Origin of the sequence: Gordonia sp. GONU, assembly GCF_024733855.1 — a bacterium.
GTDB lineage: Bacteria > Actinomycetota > Actinomycetes > Mycobacteriales > Mycobacteriaceae > Gordonia > Gordonia amicalis.
Genome location: NZ_JANRHB010000004.1, coordinates 196,154 through 214,866, shown reverse-complemented (window position 1 = coordinate 214,866; position 18,713 = coordinate 196,154). Strand labels below are relative to the sequence as shown.

17 protein-coding genes and 1 tRNA gene are annotated in these 18,713 nt (G+C 67.9%); 14 read left to right on the top strand and 4 right to left on the bottom strand.

The window, feature by feature from the left end; all coding sequences use genetic code 11:
* The first annotated feature begins 58 nt into the window (after positions 1–58).
* The 5 genes from NWF34_RS06155 (at position 59) to NWF34_RS06135 (ending at position 5,694) form a co-directional block, all read left to right on the top strand.
* A complete protein-coding gene (locus tag NWF34_RS06155) occupies positions 59–1,477 on the top strand; it encodes a YhgE/Pip domain-containing protein (protein WP_024500466.1) in 1,419 nt (472 codons plus the stop codon).
* Between the two features lie 52 nt (positions 1,478–1,529).
* Positions 1,530–3,386: a pyruvate kinase gene (locus tag NWF34_RS06150; RefSeq protein ID WP_024500465.1), complete on the top strand. Its 1,857-nt coding sequence runs from the start codon at positions 1,530–1,532 to the stop codon at positions 3,384–3,386.
* A gap of 277 nt (positions 3,387–3,663) precedes the next feature.
* Positions 3,664–4,494: a DNA repair protein RecO gene (recO, locus tag NWF34_RS06145; RefSeq protein WP_006434877.1), complete on the top strand. Its 831-nt coding sequence runs from the start codon at positions 3,664–3,666 to the stop codon at positions 4,492–4,494.
* Positions 4,475–5,296, top strand: a complete 822-nt coding sequence (locus NWF34_RS06140; RefSeq protein WP_006434878.1) for an isoprenyl transferase — start codon at positions 4,475–4,477, stop codon at positions 5,294–5,296. Before recO ends, NWF34_RS06140 begins: the two co-directional genes overlap by 20 nt.
* Complete coding sequence (locus NWF34_RS06135; protein ID WP_024500464.1) at positions 5,293–5,694, top strand: hypothetical protein; 402 nt, start codon at positions 5,293–5,295, stop codon at positions 5,692–5,694. Before NWF34_RS06140 ends, NWF34_RS06135 begins: the two co-directional genes overlap by 4 nt.
* A 95-nt stretch (positions 5,695–5,789) precedes the next feature.
* On the opposite strand, the gene NWF34_RS06130 is transcribed toward NWF34_RS06135, so the two are convergent.
* The 3 genes from NWF34_RS06130 to NWF34_RS06120 form a co-directional block, all read right to left on the bottom strand.
* Positions 5,790–6,221 carry a Fur family transcriptional regulator gene (locus NWF34_RS06130; RefSeq protein WP_006434880.1) on the bottom strand — a complete coding sequence of 144 codons (432 nt, stop codon included), beginning with the start codon at positions 6,219–6,221 and terminating at the stop codon, positions 5,790–5,792.
* Positions 6,218–6,589, bottom strand: a complete 372-nt coding sequence (locus NWF34_RS06125; RefSeq protein WP_024500463.1) for a helix-turn-helix transcriptional regulator — start codon at positions 6,587–6,589, stop codon at positions 6,218–6,220. The genes NWF34_RS06130 and NWF34_RS06125 overlap by 4 nt, the downstream gene beginning before the upstream one ends.
* A 78-nt stretch (positions 6,590–6,667) precedes the next feature.
* On the bottom strand, positions 6,668–8,200 hold the full coding sequence (locus NWF34_RS06120) for a M28 family peptidase (RefSeq protein ID WP_258324405.1): 1,533 nt from the start codon (positions 8,198–8,200) through the stop codon (positions 6,668–6,670).
* Positions 8,201–8,364: 164 nt separating this feature from the next.
* On the opposite strand from NWF34_RS06120, the gene NWF34_RS06115 reads away from it, so the two are divergent.
* The 6 genes from NWF34_RS06115 (at position 8,365) to NWF34_RS06090 (ending at position 15,574) form a co-directional block, all read left to right on the top strand.
* Complete coding sequence (locus NWF34_RS06115) at positions 8,365–9,750, top strand: glycine--tRNA ligase (RefSeq protein WP_006434883.1); 1,386 nt, start codon at positions 8,365–8,367, stop codon at positions 9,748–9,750.
* A gap of 148 nt (positions 9,751–9,898) precedes the next feature.
* Positions 9,899–10,387: a cold-shock protein gene (locus NWF34_RS06110; protein ID WP_024500461.1), complete on the top strand. Its 489-nt coding sequence runs from the start codon at positions 9,899–9,901 to the stop codon at positions 10,385–10,387.
* 43 nt (positions 10,388–10,430) lie between these two features.
* On the top strand, positions 10,431–11,696 hold the full coding sequence (locus tag NWF34_RS06105; protein ID WP_051349693.1) for a deoxyguanosinetriphosphate triphosphohydrolase: 1,266 nt from the start codon (positions 10,431–10,433) through the stop codon (positions 11,694–11,696).
* A gap of 487 nt (positions 11,697–12,183) precedes the next feature.
* Positions 12,184–14,109 carry a DNA primase gene (gene dnaG, locus NWF34_RS06100; RefSeq protein WP_024500459.1) on the top strand — a complete coding sequence of 642 codons (1,926 nt, stop codon included), beginning with the start codon at positions 12,184–12,186 and terminating at the stop codon, positions 14,107–14,109.
* Between the two features lie 90 nt (positions 14,110–14,199).
* On the top strand, positions 14,200–14,733 hold the full coding sequence (locus tag NWF34_RS06095; protein WP_024500458.1) for a dihydrofolate reductase family protein: 534 nt from the start codon (positions 14,200–14,202) through the stop codon (positions 14,731–14,733).
* Between the two features lie 37 nt (positions 14,734–14,770).
* Complete coding sequence (locus NWF34_RS06090) at positions 14,771–15,574, top strand: alpha/beta fold hydrolase (RefSeq protein ID WP_024500457.1); 804 nt, start codon at positions 14,771–14,773, stop codon at positions 15,572–15,574.
* 11 nt (positions 15,575–15,585) lie between these two features.
* On the opposite strand, the gene NWF34_RS06085 is transcribed toward NWF34_RS06090, so the two are convergent.
* A tRNA-Ile gene (locus NWF34_RS06085) sits at positions 15,586–15,662 on the bottom strand.
* Between the two features lie 137 nt (positions 15,663–15,799).
* On the opposite strand from NWF34_RS06085, the gene NWF34_RS06080 reads away from it, so the two are divergent.
* The 3 genes from NWF34_RS06080 to NWF34_RS06070 all read left to right on the top strand — a co-directional run bounded on the left by NWF34_RS06080 (position 15,800) and on the right by NWF34_RS06070 (position 18,713).
* Positions 15,800–16,495 (top strand): GntR family transcriptional regulator, encoded by a 696-nt coding sequence (locus NWF34_RS06080; RefSeq protein WP_024500456.1) that lies wholly within the window; start codon positions 15,800–15,802, stop codon positions 16,493–16,495.
* A gap of 64 nt (positions 16,496–16,559) precedes the next feature.
* Entirely contained in the window at positions 16,560–17,981 is a 1,422-nt protein-coding gene (locus tag NWF34_RS06075) for an allophanate hydrolase (RefSeq protein WP_258324403.1), read from the top strand.
* A 33-nt stretch (positions 17,982–18,014) separates the two neighbouring features.
* Entirely contained in the window at positions 18,015–18,713 is a 699-nt protein-coding gene (locus tag NWF34_RS06070; protein WP_024500454.1) for a cysteine hydrolase family protein, read from the top strand.

Sequence of the window (18,713 nt, the reverse complement as noted above, 5' to 3'; positions counted from 1 at the left end):
CACCGTCCTCGCGACGGTGTTCAGACGGCGGGCACGCGCCTGCGGGGGAGGTACGTCGATGGGAACGCACGAGTCGCACAAGGTCTCGGATTCCGACGCCGACACCGGTCGCGGAGCGCATGAGGCACCCGAGGTCGAACAGCCAACCGGCCGGACGATCGCCGGCGTACTCGGGTCACCCCGGTTCTGGCTCGCCCCACTGGTCCTCGTGGCGGTGCTGTTCTCCCTCATGGCCGCGCTCTACATGTCGGCCGTCGTCGACCCGCAGCGCCACCTCCACGACTTCCCGGTCGCCCTCGTCAACGAGGACTCCGGCGGTGAGGTGACCGGCGCGGACGGAAAGGCCACCGAGCAGAACATCGGGAACGAGGTCGCGAACGGGATCATCGCGTCGGCCGCCGACAGCGGCATCGTCGTCCGGCGCACCGACCGCTCGACCGCGCTCGGCGAACTGAACAGCGGCAAGGTGTACGGCGTCGTCGTCATCGGCTCGAGCTTCACCAATCGCGCAGTCGCGCTGGGACGTTCGACGGTCCTTCCGGCGCAGCCCACGCGTCCGGCGATCGACATCTTCATCAACCGCGGCTCGGGCGCCTTCGCGTCGTCGATCACCTCGACCTTCGCCGAACAACTGACCGAGCGGGTCAACGCCGAGGTCGGCGCGCAGCTGACCGCACAGGTCCGAGATCAGCTCGACCGCAACGACGTCACGTTCACCGGTGCCGCACAGCTCGCCCTGGCCGATCCGGTCGCGGTCTCGGTGTCGGAGCCCACGCCGCTGCCCCAGGGTGCCGGAAACGGACTGTCGGCGTTCTACCTCACGCTGCTCCTGGTGCTCGCCGGCTTCACCGGCGCGATGATGGTGAGCATCGTCGTCGACGGCATGCTCGGCCAGACGCCCATCGAGTACGGCCCGTTCTACCAACTCCGTGAACGTCTGGCGATCAGCCGCTGGGCGACCCTCGCCGCCAAATGGACGATCATGTTCCTCGTCGCGGTGGTCCTTTCGACCCTGTTCATCGTGGTGGGCGCTTGGGTGGGCACGTCCCTGCCGAATGCCTTCGTGCTGTGGGTGATCTCGATCCTCGGCATCTTCGCCGTCGGCGTGAGCGCGAGCGCGATGATGGCCGTCTTCGGCAACGCCGGTCTGCTGTTCAACCTCCTGTTCTTCGTGGTCTTCGGCCTGCCGTCGTCGGGTGGGACCCTGCCGCTGGAGGCCAGTCCGCGGATCTTCGAGTGGATCGCCGCGATCGAACCGATGCACGTCATCTACCTCGGGGTGCGGTCGGTCCTGTACTTCGACGCCGACCTGTCGGCGGGGCTCGCACGGTCGGTCATCCAGTGCCTGATCGGTCTGTGCATCGGTGTCCTGCTGGGTCTGCTCGGCACCAAGTACTACGACCGCAAGGGTTGGCACCGCTACCCGGGGGGCATGACGCTGCCGCCCAAACTCGACAAGATCGTGAACGCTGGATGAGCAGGCCGCTGTCGCCGCGCCCCCCGAGGCGGAAACCTGGCAGGGTGGAGGCATGGGGTTCCCGGTGGAGATGTCGATCGAGGAGATGTCGGACGCTCTGCACGACCTGCGAGACGAGCTCGACCGCGCGGAGAAGCACGCCGGTCCGCTGATTTCCGCGGTCGCCGTACAGCATCGGCAGAGTGCACGCAATCTCGTGCATTACGTCACCGTCCGTCGTCGTGACCTGCGACCGCTGCAGGCGTCGATGGCCGCTCACGGGCTGTCGAGTCTCGGGAGGATGGAGTCGATCGTCTACTCCTGGATCGAGACGGTCATCGAAACCGTTGACGCCCTCGCCGAAGGCCGACGGCGACAACCGATCTGGGGCGATCTCTCCGACGGCGTGCGGGTTCTCAGCGCCAACCGGGACCGACTGCTGGGGAGTGTGCACCCCGGCGGGGTCGACGACGTCACCGCCGATCGGTCCGGCGACGAGCACGGTGAGCGGACGAGTCGGGTGATGGTCACGATGCCGACGCAGGCCGCCGACGAGCCGGACCTGGTGCGACGCATGGGCGCGGCCGGCATGGATGTGGCGCGGGTGAACTGCGCCCACGACGGACCCGCGGAATGGGCGCGGATGATCGAGTCGGTGCGTGCACTCCCCGGACGGGTGCGCGTGGCGATGGACCTGGCCGGACCCAAACTCCGGACCGGACCGCTCGAGCCGGGACCGAAGGTTGTGAAGGTCAAACCCGTTCGCGCCGACGACGGGACCGTCGAACGGCGGTCACGGGTGCGGTTGAGTACAACCCCCCACGATGCCGACCACGACCTTCCCGACGGCATCGATGCCGTCATCCCGGTGGACGACCTCGGTAGCCTGTCCGACGGTGACCGACTCGTGTTGCGCGATGCGCGGGGCAGGCGTCGACGCCTCGACGTCGTCGGGGTCTCCGAGGACGGGATCGACGCCGAATGCGACCGCACCGTCTACTACCGGACGGGCGCGTCGATCAGGGTCAAACGGTTCGGCGGCGGCACGCTCGTCATCGGTGAACTGCCGGAGAAGCCACAGCATCTGCTGATCCGCACCGGCGATGAGATCCGACTCCGGCGCGACCTGTCGCCCATGCCCGCGACCAGGGTCGGGCCGCATCGGATCGGGTGTGAACTCGGTGACGCCTTCGACGACGTGGAGCCCGGACACCGAGTGCTGTTCGACGACGGGAAGATCGCCGGACGGGTGCGTGAAAGGCTCGACGACGAGATCGTCGTCGACGTCGAACGTGCCGGCCCGAAGGGTTCCAAACTGCGTGCGGAGAAGGGTGTCAACCTCCCGGACACGACCCTCCACATTCCCGCGCTGACACCGGATGACCGCGCGGCTCTCGAGTTCGTGGCGACGCACGCGGACATGGTCAACTACTCGTTCGTCCGGTCGCCGGAGGATGTCGCCGACCTCATCGCCGAACTCGAGCGCCTCGACGCCCGGAACGTCGGGATCGTCCTCAAGATCGAGACCCGCGCCGCGTTCGAATCGCTGCCGCAGATGCTGCTCGAGGCGATGCGGTGGGACGAGGTCGGGGTGATGATCGCGCGCGGAGACCTCGCCGTCGAGGTCGGTTTCGGGCGACTCGCCGAGGTCCAGGAGGAGATCCTCTGGCTGTGCGAGGCCGCCCACATCCCGGTCGTGTGGGCGACGCAGGTGCTCGACGGTCTGGCGAAGACGGGTGTGCCGACGCGCGCGGAGGTCACCGACGCCGCGATGAGTCGACGCGCGGAGGGGGTCATGCTCAACAAGGGCCCCTACATCGTCGAGGCCATCGAAGCGCTGACCTCGATTCTCGACCGGATGGGCGGTCACGTCGAGAAGAAGCGGTCGCTGCTGCGACCCCTGAGCTCTTTCGACATCGGCTTGGACTGACGTCACTCCTTTCTCGGGTGGTCCCGGGGCGTGTGAGGGCTGGTCTGCTGCTCCTTGAGTAGCCCCGGAGCTTGCGGAGGGGCATGCTTGTTGCTCCTTGAGTAGCCCCGGAGCTTGCGGAGGGGCGTGCTTGTTGCTCCTTGAGTAGCCCCGGAGCTTGCGGAGGGGCGTGCTTGTTGCTCCTTGAGTAGCCCCGGAGCTTGCGGAGGGGCGTATCGAAAGGACCTTGCCGGTGTCGGTACCCGGTGGTGTCGGTACACAGTGGGACAATCGGCGGGTGAGGTTCTACCGGGATGAGGCCGTCGTGCTCCGTCAGCACAAGCTGGGCGAGGCCGACCGCATCATCACCCTGCTGACCGCGGAGCACGGGCTCGTGCGCGCGGTCGCCAAGGGGGTGCGTCGGACACGGTCGAAGTTCGGTGCCCGTCTCGAACCCTTCGCACACATCGACGTACATCTGTATCCGGGCCGCAGCCTCGACGTCGTGACGCAGGTGCACAGTCTGCACGCCTTCGCCGACGCGATCGTCGCGGATTACGGCCGCTACACGACGGCCTGCGCGGTCCTCGAGACCGCAGAACGGCTCGCCGGCGAGGAGCGCGCCCCCACCCGCCAGTTGCACCGCCTGACGGTGGGTGCGCTGGAGGCGCTGGCCGACGACCGCCGGCCGCGGGAACTGATCCTCGACGCGTACCTGCTGCGCGCCATGTACAGCGCCGGTTGGATGCCCGCGTTGGAGGAGTGCGCGCGCTGCGCCACCCCCGGCCCGCACCGCGCCTTCCATGTCGCCGCCGGTGGGGCAGTGTGCCTGCATTGCCGTCCGCCGGGCTCGGCCACGCCGTCGCCCGGCGTTCTCGATCTCATGGAAGCACTGTTCCGTGGTCAGTGGGACCACGTGGAGGAGTCCTCGAACTCGCTGCGCCGCCAGGCCAGCGGCCTCACCGCCGCGCATCTGCAGTGGCATCTCGAACGTCAGCTGCGAACCCTGCCGCTCATCGAACGCACCGCGCCTCATAGGCTGATGGAAACGGGTGTCGAACCAGGTGCGGTCGGCGGTATGCGGGACAACGGGGTGAGGAGAGTCGACGATGGCGTTGCGGCCGGGTAGTTCGTCGAAGGGTCGCAAGCCGACGAGTCCACGCACGGAGGTTCGTCCCCCCGATCCCCATCCCAGTGGAGCGCGACCCCCGGCCATCCCCGCCCAATTCGTGCCCAGGCACGTCGCTCTGGTGATGGACGGCAACGGCCGCTGGGCCACCGACCGCGGACTGCCCCGCACCGAAGGGCACAAGCGGGGCGAAGCCGTCCTGATGGACACCGTGTGCGGTTGCATCGAGTTGGGCGTCGGCTGGCTGTCTGCGTACGCCTTCTCGACCGAGAACTGGTCACGCAGCCCCGACGAAGTCCGCTTCCTCATGGGCTTCAACCGCGACGTCATCCGTCGCCGGCGCGACGAGATGCACGAGATGGGTGTCCGCGTCCGCTGGGCCGGCCGCCGACCCCGCCTGTGGCGCAGCGTCATCCGTGAACTCGAGATCGCCGAGGAACTCACGAAGGACAACACCGTGATGACGCTGACGATGTGCGTCAACTACGGTGGCCGCGCCGAGATCGCCGACGCCGCCCGCGAGATCGCCCGGCGCGCTGCGCGCGGAGAGATCGACCCCGAACGCATCTCCGAGTCGACCTTCGCCCGCTACCTCGACGAGCCCGACATGCCCGACGTCGATCTGTTCCTGCGTCCCTCGGGTGAACAGCGCATCTCGAACTTCCTGCTGTGGCAGTCGGCGTATGCGGAGATGGTCTACCAGGAGAAACTCTTTCCCGACTTCGACCGTCGGGACCTGTGGGATGCCTGCCTGGAGTACGCCTCCCGTGACCGGCGCTTCGGTGGGGTGAAGCCGTCGTGACCGAAGCCGCCGCGCTGCTCGAGCGTGCCGCCGTCATCGTGGCAGAGCTCGGCCCCACCGATCGCCCTGATGCGGAATCCGTTGTGGTGCAAGTCGGCCCGACTCGAGCGTCGCTCCGCGTGCTCACCCTGGCGGACGGTCTCGACGTGCTCGCCGTGACCCAGATGGTGGCCATGGACCTGCCGAACACCCCGACCCTGCGTGACGATGTGGAGACCTTCGGCGCGCAGCTGAGCTTCGGCAGTCTGCGTCGTTCCGATCCGACCGGTGTCACCACAGATGTGTTGCAGTACTACACATTTCCCGCCGGTCGACTCGACGACCTGCCGTTGCTGACGGTCCTGCACATCGTGTTGGCGGCCGGTGTCGACGCCGCCGAGCGGCTGGTGGCCACGTAGCTGGTCGCGCGGTTGGTCGCTCCGCACGATCTCGTTGCGTCCTCGCCCGGCGATCGGGCACGAGGGCAACCGCGACTCGAGAGCCGACCGCTGGGTCAGTTGTCCTGACACCCTTGGCAATCGGCGCAGAGGCCGAAGACCTCGACCGTGTGGTTGATGTCGGTGAAGCCGTGCTCGGCGGCGATCGTGGCCGCCCACTTCTCGACCGGATCGGCCTGTACCTCGACGGTGGTGCCGCAGTTGCGGCACACCAGGTGATGGTGGTGTCCGGACGAGCAGTGGCGATAGCGGGTCTCGCCGGAACCGTCCCACAGGACATCGATCTGACCGGCCTGGCTCAGTGCTTGCAGGTTGCGGTAGACGGTGGTCAGGCCGATGGATTCGCCCCGGCCCTTGAGGATCTCGTGGAGTTCCTGGGCCGAGCAGAAGTCGTCGGTGCCGGCCAGCGCGTCGGCGATGGCCGCGCGCTGACGTGTGGAGCGGATTCCGGTGACCGGCTGCGGGCCGGTGGCCTCGACGCCGGTCACTCGTTCACCACCGACGGGCCGCGGTTGGTCTCGTTCGCGTGGACCAGTGCGTCGACGACGATATGGGCGACGTGGTCGTCGAGCAGTTCGTAGGTGATCTCGCGGCCGTTGCGGTGGCCGCGGACGACGCCGGCGTCCTTGAGTACGCGGAGGTGCTGGCTGACGAGCGGTTGGCTCAGGCCGAGGTGGCCGACGAGTTCGTGCACGCACTGGACACGTTCGCGCAGGGACAGGACGATCGCGACGCGGGTGGGGGAGGCGAGGGCTCGCAGGAGATCGGCAGCGGCCTCACGGGCGGCGGCGTCGGAGTCCGCGACCGGCCCGGACGCGCCGAACTGCCCGGACCCTTCGATCGGTTCGGTCGACATGTCACTCCTCCCGGACTGCTCGCGTCACAGCACTGCCGCCATTCTAACGGAAATCGTTTTCAAACAGCGACGGCGGACTCAGCCCTCGGCTCGCTGCCGCACGCCGACCGCCGGAACGCCGTCGGGACCGTTCGTCGCGAGCGCGTAGGTGGCGACCGCATGGGCGACGGCGGCGGCGTTGACGGCCAGCAATTCGGTGTTGATGTTGTCGACGGTGTCGCGTGGGCTGTGATAGTTCGGGTCGAAGGGCTCGCCGGCCGTACCGCCCCACATCTCGGCCTGTTCCTTGCTCTTCTTCTGCTCTGCGCCGGTCGCCACGCCACCGGACGGGATGCCGACCGCGATGAACGGGCCGTAGTCGGATCGACCGTCGAAGTCGTTCGGGCCCAACGGGATTCCGCGATCGGCATAGAACTTCGCGAAGACGCGTTCGATGCCGTCGGAGCCGCCGGGCCCCGCGCCGGCACCCTGGTGTTCGGAGTCGTCGCCGTCGTACGTGAAGTACCCGCCGTTCGGTGAGGCGAGCATGTCGAAGTTCAGGTAGAGCGCGACGGCGCGTCGCTCGGCGGCGTCGAGTCCACGAACGTACTCCGTGGAGCCGACCAGCCCGTCCTCCTCGCCACCCCAGAAGGCGAAACGCACCCGGTGGGGAACGCGCGGCGACGACCCGAGTCGCAACGCGGTCTCGAGAACTGCCGCGCTGCCGCTCCCGTTGTCGTTCATGCCGGGTCCCTCGACGACGCTGTCGAGGTGGGCGCCCGCCATCACGACGTCGTCGGTGGCCCCGGTGCGCGTCTCGGCGACGACATTGCGGGTGGTGACGGGGGTCGTCTCGGCATCGACCGACAGGCTCACCTCTGATGACGACCGCACGCGCTGCCCGTCGTCGGAGCTGATCCCGACCACCGGGATCGCCGGCCGGTCGTCGGGTCCGAGGGTCGAGCCGAGCATCGGCTTCGGCTCGTTGTTCACCACCACGACCCCGACCGCGCCGGCCGCTTCTGCGGTGCGCGCCTTGTCGGCGAAGGTGCACTGACCTCGGGTGACCACCGCGACGGAGCCGCGCACGGCCGGCGGATAGTCGCCGGGCGCGCATCCGAGTGCGCCGACCTCCACCGGCGCCCCGGTCACCGGCTTGCCGCCGGTGCCTGCCGAGTACTCGAGAACGTGCGCATCGATCTTGTCCCCGTCGGCCGTCAGTTCGACGGGCCCAGCGTCGAATCGCTGGTAGCCGAACTCGGGTGTGGTGACCTCGAACCCGGCGGTACGCAGGAGCCCGGCGACGTAATCCACCGACGCGGCATGTCCGGGTGTGCCCGACGCCCGGGTTCCGCCGTGGTTGTCCGCGATCTGCTGGAACGCCCGGACATGACCCATGACACGGTCGAGGGTGACCGCGTCGGCGAGCCCACCCGGAGTGACCTCGACGACCGGCGGGCCGACGGCCGGCGTCGACACCGGAGCCGAGGACACGCTGCGTGCCGAACCCTCGCGTTGGTCTCCGCCGCAACCGGCGAGAAAGGCCACCGCGGCCGCGGTCGCGGCGACGACGGGCAGCAGTCGTGCTCGATTGATCACCCTGCCACTGTGACAGTTCCGGGGGGGCGGCATCGGCCGGGCCGCGATCGGCCTGCCGGGGCGACTGGTTTGGTCGAACGGAGGGCCCGCTCGGTAGTCTGTAGGGGTTGCCGTGCGCGCCCGACCACACCCGGTCGCACGCGCATGCGCAGAACAGTTCGAAGCCGAGAACCTCAACCCGTGGAGAGCAGTTAACCGTGGCCGCCCAGTCCAAAGTGGAATCCGTCGTCAACCTCGCCAAGCGCCGGGGTCTGGTCTACCAGTGCGGTGAGATCTACGGCGGCACCAAGTCGGCCTGGGATTACGGCCCGCTCGGCGTCGAGCTCAAGGACAACATCAAGCGGCAGTGGTGGCGGAACATGGTCATCAGCCGTGAGGACGTCGTCGGTCTCGACTCGTCGGTCATCCTGCCGCGTCAGGTCTGGGAGGCATCGGGCCACGTCGAGGTGTTCACCGATCCGCTCGTCGAGTCGCTGCACACCCACAAGCGCTACCGCGCCGATCACCTGATCGAGGCCTACGAGGCCAAGCACGGGCACCCGCCGGAGAACGGCCTCGCCGACATCAACGACCCGGAGACCGGCCAGCCCGGCAACTGGACCGAGCCCAAGGCGTTCAGCGGGCTGATGAAGACCTTCCTCGGCCCGGTCGATGACGAAGAGGGACTGCACTACCTCCGTCCGGAGACCGCGCAGGGCATCTTCGTGAACTTCAAGAACGTGATGACCACCGCGCGCAAGAAGCCGCCGTTCGGCATCGCGCAGATCGGCAAGAGCTTCCGCAACGAGATCACACCGGGCAACTTCATCTTCCGCACCCGCGAGTTCGAACAGATGGAGATGGAGTTCTTCGTCAAGCCGGGCGAGGACGAAGAGTGGCACCAGTACTGGATCGACCAGCGTTTCAACTGGTACGTCAATCTGGGCATCGATCCGGAGAACCTGCGACTCTACGACCACCCCAAGGAGAAGCTGTCGCACTACTCCAAGCGGACCGTCGACGTCGAGTACAAGTTCGGGTTCGCCGGCAACCCCTGGGGTGAGCTCGAGGGCGTCGCCAACCGCACCGACTACGACCTCACCACCCACAGCAAGCACTCCGGCGAGGACCTGTCGTTCTTCGACCAGGCCACCGGCGAGCGCTACACCCCGTACGTCATCGAGCCCGCAGCCGGCCTGACCCGTTCGCTGATGGCGTTCCTGTGCGACGCGTACACCGAGGAAGAGGTGCCGAATGCCAAGGGCGGCACCGACACCCGTACCGTGCTGCGCCTCGACCGTCGTCTCGCCCCGATCAAGGTCGCGGTGCTGCCGTTGTCGCGCAACGAGAAACTGTCGCCGAAGGCACGCGACCTCGCCGCCGAACTGCGCAAGCACTGGAACGTCGAGTTCGACGACGCGCAGGGCATCGGCAAGCGATACCGCCGCCAGGACGAGATCGGTACGCCGTTCTGCGTGACCGTCGACTTCGACACACTCGACGATCAGGCCGTGACCGTGCGTGAGCGCGACACCATGAGCCAGGAGCGCGTCGCCCTCGACAAGGTCGCCGAATACCTCGGCGGCAAGCTGCTCGGCGCCTGACCACCGCCCGCCACACCTGGTACCCCCGCTGTGGGGGACGGGCACGATTCCGCCTGACCTGCGGTTGTCTGTCACAATTGAGGGCGAGTTGTCGCGCGGAGGAGGGCATGGGGCCCGTCATGCGCGCGACGAGAGAGTGAGTGGAGTCGTGTCTGTCAGCGGGAAAGTCGTCCATTACGACGCGAATCGGGGATTCGGGTTTCTGGCACCGGAATCGGGCGGTGCCGATGTGTTCCTTCACATCAACGACATCGACATCGACGAGGACTCGCTGAAACCGGGTGCCAAGGTGACCTTCGACGTCGAGGAGACCGACCGCGGTTCCAAGGCGATCAACGTCGCCGTGACCGAGGAGGCTCCGGCCGACGATTCGGCGGGTGCACGTGCGCATCGCCGCGACGATCACCACGGACGTGGCGACCGGGGCGATCGTGGTGACCGCGGGCATCGTCGTGACGATCACGGTCGGCGTCCGCGCGGTGGTGGCGGCGGTGGATCGCTCGACGCCGGCGCGTTCACCGAGGAGCTGACCGAGCTTCTCCTCGACGCCGACGACGACCTGACCGCGCGCCAGATCGTGGCCATCCGTCAGCGGGTCACCGATTTCGCGGTCGGCCGGGGCTGGGTGCTTGACTAGCAGTCAATCCGGTTCCGGCGCCGCGGGTCATGTCCTTCCGGACATGGCCACCTACGGCGACGAGGCCGTCGAACGTTTTGTCCCCGAGGGTGCCAAGGTCGCGAGCCTGCCGGGAACCCGGACGGATCACCGCAGCGCCTTCGCCCGCGACCGCGCTCGCGTGCTGCATTCCGCCGCATTGCGTCGCCTCGCCGACAAGACACAGGTCGTCGGGCCCCGCGAGGGCGACACCCCGCGTACCCGCCTGACCCATTCGCTCGAGGTCGGGCAGATCGGCCGCGGTATCGCCATCGGGTTGGGCGCCGAACCCGACCTCGTCGAACTCGCGGGCCTCGCCCACGACATCGGGCACCCGCCCTACGGGCACAACGGCGAACGCGCCCTCGACGAGGTGGCCGCCGACCACGGCGGCTTCGAGGGCAACGCGCAGAACCTGCGCATCCTCACCCGGCTCGAACCGAAGCTGCTCGACGCCGACGGCCACAGCGCGGGCCTCAACCTGACGCGTGCCTCGCTCGACGCGACGTTGAAGTACCCGTGGACTCGACGCACCCCCGGCGGGAAGTTCGGCGCCTACGATGACGACGCCGCGACGCTCGACTGGGTTCGCCGGAACGCGCCCGGAACCCGGAAGTGCATCGAAGCCCAGATCATGGACTGGTCCGACGACGTCGCCTATTCGGTGCACGATCTCGAGGACGGCGTCATAGGCGGCCGAATCGACCTGCGTAGCCTCGGCGACCCGCAGGACCGCCGGGAGATGGCCGAGATCGGCGCCAAGGAATTCCCCGGCCTGGACCCGGAGGCACTCGTCGACGCCGCTCGGCGACTCCACGAGATGGACATCGTGCGGGCGGTCGGAGTCTTCGACGGCACCCTCGACTCGTATGTCGCCCTCAAACGTCTCACCAGTGAGCTCATCGGACGATTCGCGTCGGCCGCCATCACCGGCACGCGCGCGATGGTGGGGGACCGGCCGGTGTCACGTTACGACGCCGATCTCGAGGTGCCCCCGCTCATCGCCGCCGAGGTCCCGATGCTCAAGACCATGGCGCTGCGGTTCATCTTCTCCAACGAACGACACAAGGCGACCCAGCAGCGGCAGCGCGAGCGGATTCACCGCGTCGCCAACTGGTTCGTCGAAGCCGCTCCCGGTGGACTCGACCCGATCTTCGTGCCCCGGTGGAACGCAGCGGCCGACGACGCGGCCCGGATGCGGGTCATCGTCGATCAGATCGCGTCGATGACCGAGGGCCGTCTGGAACGCACGGACAAGCAGAACTCCGGGGCTCAAGCGCACCTGGGGTGAGGCCGTGGGCAGGGCTGGGCCGGGCCTGAAAAGCGCCCCTGGAAACCGCCCCTGGAATCCGCCCGGCATCGAAAAGCGCCCCTGGAAAGCGCCCCTGGTATCCGCCCGGCACTGAGATCCGCCCCCGAAAAGCGCCCCTACAATCCACCCCGCGTCGAAAAGCGCCCCTGGGAAACGCCCTCCACAGCCCCGGCGGCGACATATGGGTTGCGGCGCGGCGCTGTCGGGTTGTTTCCAGGGGTGGTTTTCCGGCCGGGGCGGAACTCGGTGGCGGATATCAGGGGTGGTTTTCCGGCCGGGGCGGAAACCAGGGGCGGATATGAGGGGCGGTTTCGGCGCGGGGCGGAACTCGGGGGGCGCATTTCCGGGGCCCTTCTCCGGGGCGGTTTGCGGGCCGGGGACCTGCCGAGACGTCGGATCCGTCTCGTGGACGGCATGTGTCGAGTGCCCGGCCGGACCGATCGACCGGGGTCACTACACTGGACGCGTGGCAGGCCGAATTCCCGATCGTGACATCACGGCGATCCGTGAGCAGACGAGGATCGAGGACATCGTCGGCGACTACGTCGCACTGCGGCGAGCAGGTGCCGACAGCCTCAAGGGTCTGTGCCCGTTCCACGACGAGAAGTCGCCGTCGTTCCACGTTCGTCCCAACCACGGCCACTTCCATTGCTTCGGCTGCGGGGAGGGCGGCGACGTCTACAGCTTCCTGCAGAAGCAGGAGCACATCAGTTTCGTCGAGGCCGTGGAGCAGCTCGCCGACCGGCTCGGCTACCAGATCAACTACGAGGGCGGCGGCACCGCGATCAAGCGGGACCGTGGTACGCGTGCCCGGCTCGTCGCCGCCAACGCCGCCGCCGCGAAGTTCTACCAGGCCGCCCTGCAGACCCCCGAGGCGCAAGCGGCGCGGGACTATTTGTCCGAGCGGGATTTCGACGCCGCGGCCGCCATCCAGTTCGGGTGCGGCTATGCGCCCGCCGGCTGGGACACGATGACCAAGGCGTTGTTGTCGCAGGGTTTCGAGTTCAGCGAACTCGAGGCGGCCGGTCTCTCCAAGCAGGGCCGCAAGGGACCGATCGACCGATTCCATCGTCGATTGCTCTGGCCGATCCGCAATCTCGGCGGGGACATCATCGGCTTCGGCGCCCGCAAGTTGTTCGACGACGATAACCTCGGCAAGTACATGAACACACCGGAGACCATGCTGTACAAGAAGTCTCAGGTGTTGTTCGGTCTCGACCACGCGAAGAAGAGCATCGCCAAGGGCCATCAGGTGGTCGTGGTCGAGGGTTACACCGATGTCATGGCCATGCATCTCGCCGGCGTCACCACCGCCGTCGCCTCGTGTGGCACCGCCTTCGGGGAGGATCACCTCGCGCTGATCCGGCGCCTGATGATGGACGACTCGTACTTCCGCGGTGAGGTCATCTACACCTTCGACGGCGACGCCGCAGGAAAGGCCGCCGCGCTCAAGGCTTTCGAGGGAGAACAGTCCATCTCGGGTCAGACGTTCGTGGCGATCGCACCGGAGGGCATGGACCCGTGCGAGCTCCGTCAGGCCAGGGGAGACGCCGCGGTGCGCGACCTCATCGCCCGCCGGGTGCCGATGTTCGAGTTCGCGATCAAGACGCTGCTGACCGAACACGACCTCGACACCGCGGAGGGCCGCGTGCACGCCCTGCGTGACACGGTCCCGGTGGTCGCCCGCATCAAAGACGTCGCGCTGCGCGACGAGTACGCCCGCCAGCTCGCCGGCTGGGTCGGCTGGGAAGAAGTGAGCCAGGTCCTCGGTCGGGTGCGCGAAGAAGGCGCGAAGATCCGGAAGGCCAAGGGCGGTACGGATTCCGGGCGGGGCGGTCGACGCGGTGCTCCCGCGCGCAACCGGCCGGAAGCGGAGACGGCACCGACGTCCGCACGCCCCCAGCCCAACGACCCGCGGCTGTGGCCCCAGCGTGAAGCCCTCAAGGCCGCGCTGCAGTACCCGGCGATCGCCGGGACGGTCTTCGACTCGCTACCCGTCGAATGCTTCGACGAGCCCGCGTATGCCATTGTGCGACAGGCGATGATCAGCATCGGCGGCACGTCGTCGGGTCTGGGCGGGGCCGCCTGGGTCGACTCCGTGCGCAACGCCGTCGACGACCCGGTCATCGACCCGCTGGTCACCGAGCTCGCCGTCGAGTCGATGCCCGTCGACGAGGACAACATCGCCCGCTACATCACGAGCGTCCTCGCTCGACTGCAGGAAGTGTGGGTCGGTTCGCAGATCGCCGACATCAAGTCACGACTGCGTCGGATGGCACCCAGCGACGACCCGGACGGTTACAACGCCGTCTTCGGCGATCTGGTGGCCCTGGAGGCCTATCGCCGTAGCCTGCTGGAGCAGGCCCTCGACCCGACCGTCGACGTCGGCTGAGTCGCTCTCGGCAGAGGCCTTACGCCGGGCGCGATGAGTCGGAACGGTTCAGGCGGTCTGTACATCGACCACGTCTGAACGGAGAACACCATGGCGACCACCATCTATTCGGCGACCGCGTCCCTCGACGGGTTCATCGCCGGTCCCGGCGGAGACATGTCCTGGCTGACGCGGTTCTTCGGCGAGGACGAGGACAATTCCGCCGCCCGGCGGCTCCGGGACGGGACGGGCTCCCTGCTCGTGGGGAATCGCAGTTTCGGGGGCGACGACCCGAACAAGGGCACCGACCGCGAAGGTGCGTTCGAGGGCGAATACCAGTGCCCGACAGTGGTTCTCACGCACAATCCGCCCGCCGACCCGGTGGAGGGTGTCACCTTCGTCACCGACCTGCACCGCGCCGTCGAGGAGGCCACGAGGCTGGCGGGAGATCGGTACGTCACGGTCATCGGCGCCGACGTCGCGCGTCAGATGATCGACGCCGGCTTGCTCGACGAGGTCCTCGTCTTCCACGTCCCGGTCTTCCTGGGCGACGGGGTCCGGCTCTTCGATCGTCCCGGTGGCGGCGAGGTGCGGCTGATGCGGATTCCGGGCGAAGCCGAGTTCTGGTGCCGGGTCGAGAGGTGAGCGGGTCCGGGTGTCGCGCGTGTGAGAGCCTGGATCCATGACGATGGTGTCGATCGGCGATCTCACGGTGAACTACTCAGAACAGGGGAGCGACGAATCAACCTCGGCGCCAATCGTTCTGGTCCACGGATTGGGTGAAGACGGTCGGAGTTGGGCGCACACGCAGCGCGACCTCGCCGACCAGCACACCTTCGCCGTCGACCTCCGCGGACACGGCGCGACGACGGTCGGGGAGGCCGAGGGGACCCTTGAGCAACTCGGCCGAGATCTCGTCGGGTTCCTCGAGGCCGTGACCGGGCCGGCCATCGTCGTCGGCTTCTCCGCCGGTGGGACCATCGTCCTCTGGGCGGCTGCCGAGCGGCCGGATCTGGTGAGCCGGGCGATCGTGCTCGGTACGTCGTCGGTGGTGGGGCGAGCCGCGGCCGAGTTCTACACGCAGCGCGCCGGTCAGGCCGCCGACACCTCGAGCGACGAATTCCGGGCGGCGATGCGCGACGACACCGTCTCCGGGCTGGTGTCCGCCCATGATCGCGTCGACGAGATCGCGGCCAGGAGACTCGAGGCGATCGGGGACGGTGCCGGCTATGCCAACGCGGCACGCGCGATGGCCCGGGTGCGCGAGCAACCGCTGACCCCACGGCTTTCCGAGATCCGTCAGCATGTCGATGTCATCGCGGCGTCGAGCGACGCTCTGTGTCCGGAGAAGGCCGCCCGCATGATCGTCGACGGACTGGCGGACGTGACCTACCGCGTGATCCCGGACGCCGGGCACCTGATGAACGTCGACAACCCCGCGGCGGTGACGGCCGCGCTGCGGGAGGCGATCACGGGCGACGACTGATCGTCGCCGAATGGTGGGGAGTGCGGGACTTGAACCCGCGACCAATCGATTATGAGTCGACGGCTCTAACCAACTGAGCTAACTCCCCGTACGGGCACCCGGCCCGCGGGAGGAGATTACCGCACCGTGCTACGGCGGCTGCAGCCAACTGTCATGGAAAACGGTCGACAGTCGACGGCGCTACACTGGCGCAAAATCGGACACGGCGGACGGGAGGGTGCGCGGATGACGGTCGGGGAGGCGTCTCACGGTGGCGGTGAGCTGCCGGAGAGTCTTGTCGACGTGGCCGGCCGGCGTATCCGGGACGCCATTTTGAGTGGTGCTCTTGCGCCTGGTGCGAAGATCGTCGAAGAGACGCTGTGTGCCGACCTCGGGATCAGTCGGGCGCCGGTACGTGAGGCGTTACGGCTGCTCGCCCAGCAGGGGCTCGTCGAACACCAGCCGCGTCGTGGGGTCCGGGTCGCGGAGTGGTCGCCCCGGGACATCCTGCAGCTGTTCGAGCTGCGCCAGGTGCTCGAACGGTATGCCGTCGAGGCCGCCCTGCCGTTGACCGATCCGGCATCTCAGCTCGCGCCTGTTCGTGCGGCGATCGATGCGATGCGCCGTGCCACAGACGATCTCGCGCGCGATGACGCGCACCGTCGATTCCATGCCGCCGTCGTCGGACTGGCCGGGAATCGACAGCTCGACATCACCCTCGAACCGATCCTGCTGAAGTTACAGCTGCCGATGGCGGTCAACCTGCGAACCGAGACCGCCGACCACCACGGCCCGGACGACGGGTTTCACCGGCACCAGGCGATCCTCGACGCACTCGAACGCAACGACGCCGCGGCGGCGATCGCGGCCCTCCACGATCACGGCCACCTCCACTACCTGAACCTGGTTTCGGCCACAGCCGGGGACGAACAGCCGCGCTGACCAGCTAACACAATCGACACACAGCCGTTCCGCAGGCGCCATGATTCTGTCGACAATCGACGGTATGACTCTTTTGGGCGGGCCCACCACCGGTCCCACGGTTGCCGAGATCCTCGACTCGCACCTACACGGGAGCGGATCCCCGACGCGGACCGCACGCATGGTTCTCGACGCCATCGAGGGGCGGGGTGACGACGGGACCTGGCTGTCGACCGTGCCGCGCGACGAGGTGCTCGCCGCGGCAGCGGAACTCGAGGGTCGCCCCGACGCACGCGACCTCCCGCTCTACGGCGTGCCGTTCGGCGTCAAGGACTCCATCGACGTGGCCGGCGTCCCGACGACTCTCTCCTGCCCCGGCTACGCGTACGTCCCCGACACGACCGCGCCTGTCGTCCAGCGCCTGCTCGACGCCGGCGCGCTCTTCATCGGCAAGACCAACCTGGACCAGTTCGCCACCGGCCTGAACGGCACGCGGACCCCGTACACGATGCCGCGCGGGGTCTACGGCAACGAGATGATCTCCGGCGGTTCGAGTTCCGGCTCAGCCCTCGCGGTGGCACGCGGCGACGTTCCCTTCGCCGTGGCCACCGACACCGCCGGATCGGGGCGGGTTCCTGCCGCGCTCAACGGCATCATCGGATACAAACCGTCGCGCGGTCTGATCAGCACTGTGGGGCTGGTCCCGGCCTGCAAGTCCCTCGACTGCATCACGGCGATGACCGCGACCGTCGACGACATGGATCGTGTCATGAGCGTGATGATGGGCCGCGACGACGCCGATCCGTGGTCCCGCGATCGCGGACCCGGATTCGACGGATCGACGATCACGGTCGGCCTCCCGCCGGTCGAGGAATTGGAGTTCTTCGGCGACGACGCCATGCGCGAGGCACACCTCGCATTCCGAAACCGACTGGCACATCTGGCGTTACCGAGTGGCGTCGAGATCGTCGACGTCTCCTTGGCGCCGTTCCTGGCCGCCGGGGAACTCCTGTACTCGGGACCGTGGGTCGCGGAACGGCTGGTCGTCTTCGGGGGCTTCCTCGCCGAGAGGCCCGACGAGATCCACCCCGTGGTCCGCGACATCCTCCGCAGCGGCGAGAAGTACACGGCCGTCGACGCTTTCGCTGCGCTGCAGCGATTGCAGGAGTTGAGGTCCGAGGTCGGTCGGGTGTGGGAGGGGATCGATGTTCTCGTGGTGCCGACGATCGGACGGACGTTCACCGTCGACGAGGTGCTGGCGCAACCGATCGCGACGAACACGATGCTCGGCCACTACACACATTTCGGAAATCTCCTCGACCTCACCGGGATCGCGGTTCCCCAAGGCGTGACATCCGACGGTCGGCCCCACAGCGCGATGCTCCTCGGGGCCGCACTCACCGACGACACCGTGCTCCAGGTGGCGGCCGCTCTGCTCGACGAACCGCGCGATCGGTCGTCGTCGGCCGGTGAGGTCCGCACCTCGATCACGCTTCCCTCGTCCTGAAACCCGCGAACACCCACCTCGGAAGGCCATTCGATGCCCACGACCGTCACCCTCGACGCGCTGCCCGGTCCGATCGAACTCGACCTGGACCAGACCGCGCTGATCATCATCGACATGCAGCGGGACTTCCTGTTGCCGGGCGGTTTCGGCGAAACCCTCGGCAACGACGTCTCGCAACTGAGGCGCGTCGTCGAACCCCTTGCTGCTCTGCTCGACGCCGCGCGGGCGGCCGGGATGCTCGTCATCCACACCCGGGAGGGGCATCTGCCAGACCTGTCGGATTGCCCGCCGGCCAAGCTCAACCGCGGCCAACCGTCGAAGCGGATCGGCGATCCGGGTGCGTTCGGGCGCATCCTGATCCGCGGTGAGTACGGGCACGACATCATCGACGAACTCGCCCCGCTCGACACCGAGGTCGTCATCGACAAGCCCGGCAAGGGGGCATTTTATGCGACCGAACTGTCGAAGGTGCTGGCCGACAACGAGATCACGCAACTAATGGTGACCGGCGTGACCACCGAGGTGTGCGTCCACACCACCACGCGTGAGGCCAACGACCGAGGTTATGAATGTGTCGTCGTATCCGATTGCGTCGGTTCGTATTTCCCCGATTTCCAGCGCGTCGGCCTGGAGATGATCACGGCGCAGGGAGGCATCTTCGGGTGGACCGCGCCCGGCACGGCGATCATCCCGCTGCTGAACGGGCGAGCGCCGGTGGAACCCGCCGTCTGA

What these genes read in the sequence shown, in the direction of transcription:
- NWF34_RS06155 (WP_024500466.1), top strand. Translation starts at nt 59, where the DNA reads ATGGGAACGCACGAGTCGCACAAGGTCTCGGATTCCGACGCCGACACC.
- NWF34_RS06150 (WP_024500465.1), top strand. Translation starts at nt 1,530, where the DNA reads ATGGGGTTCCCGGTGGAGATGTCGATCGAGGAGATGTCGGACGCTCTG.
- NWF34_RS06140 (WP_006434878.1), top strand. Translation starts at nt 4,475, where the DNA reads ATGGCGTTGCGGCCGGGTAGTTCGTCGAAGGGTCGCAAGCCGACGAGT.
- NWF34_RS06125 (WP_024500463.1), bottom strand. Translation starts at nt 6,589, where the DNA reads ATGTCGACCGAACCGATCGAAGGGTCCGGGCAGTTCGGCGCGTCCGGG.
- NWF34_RS06120 (WP_258324405.1), bottom strand. Translation starts at nt 8,200, where the DNA reads ATGCCGCCCCCCCGGAACTGTCACAGTGGCAGGGTGATCAATCGAGCA.
- NWF34_RS06105 (WP_051349693.1), top strand. Translation starts at nt 10,431, where the DNA reads ATGGCCACCTACGGCGACGAGGCCGTCGAACGTTTTGTCCCCGAGGGT.
- NWF34_RS06095 (WP_024500458.1), top strand. Translation starts at nt 14,200, where the DNA reads ATGGCGACCACCATCTATTCGGCGACCGCGTCCCTCGACGGGTTCATC.
- NWF34_RS06090 (WP_024500457.1), top strand. Translation starts at nt 14,771, where the DNA reads ATGACGATGGTGTCGATCGGCGATCTCACGGTGAACTACTCAGAACAG.
- NWF34_RS06080 (WP_024500456.1), top strand. Translation starts at nt 15,800, where the DNA reads ATGACGGTCGGGGAGGCGTCTCACGGTGGCGGTGAGCTGCCGGAGAGT.
- NWF34_RS06075 (WP_258324403.1), top strand. Translation starts at nt 16,560, where the DNA reads ATGACTCTTTTGGGCGGGCCCACCACCGGTCCCACGGTTGCCGAGATC.
- NWF34_RS06070 (WP_024500454.1), top strand. Translation starts at nt 18,015, where the DNA reads ATGCCCACGACCGTCACCCTCGACGCGCTGCCCGGTCCGATCGAACTC.